General features: G+C 38.1%; 1 protein-coding gene. It reads right to left on the bottom strand.

What is annotated here, in order from left to right; all coding sequences use genetic code 11:
* Window positions 1-82: 82 nt before the first annotated feature.
* Window positions 83-417: outer membrane protein transport protein (locus tag FLQ44_RS22940; RefSeq protein WP_206209139.1), on the bottom strand; the 335-nt coding region annotated here is incomplete at its 5' end.

Raw genomic sequence — 417 nt, 5'->3', positions numbered from 1 at the left:
TAGCAAGCTGATGTGGCTAAGCTCATACCAATTACCAGCCACAAAGAAGTCAAAACTATTTTTTTCTCAGCTTTTAAATGCATTACCATCTCGTTCTGTAGTTAATCCCTAGAATTGTGACTTTGGTATTTGTTTTTACATTCAATCCAGCATATGGGTTGAGCAGTAAATTATCTACCCCTGTTTTATTCGCTAAACTACTGGTATTTGCAGGAATATTATCTCGGCTACGTAAGAAGCCCACAGATAAATCAATATCCGTATCTTCATCAAAACGGTAACCTAAACCTAAACCGAATAATTGAGCATTATTGATCGGCACCATAGTATTTCGTTTATCATCCGGAATCGCACTGGCACGAGGTTCATAACCTGCTCGAAGTTTTAAACGGTCATTGGCTGAATACTCAACACCAA

Origin of the sequence: Vogesella mureinivorans (assembly GCF_007644035.1) — a bacterium.
GTDB classification, from domain to species: Bacteria; Pseudomonadota; Gammaproteobacteria; order Burkholderiales; family Chromobacteriaceae; genus Vogesella; species Vogesella mureinivorans.
Note: the sequence above shows the minus strand (reverse complement) of the source record. Positions and strands in the feature narration are given on the sequence as shown.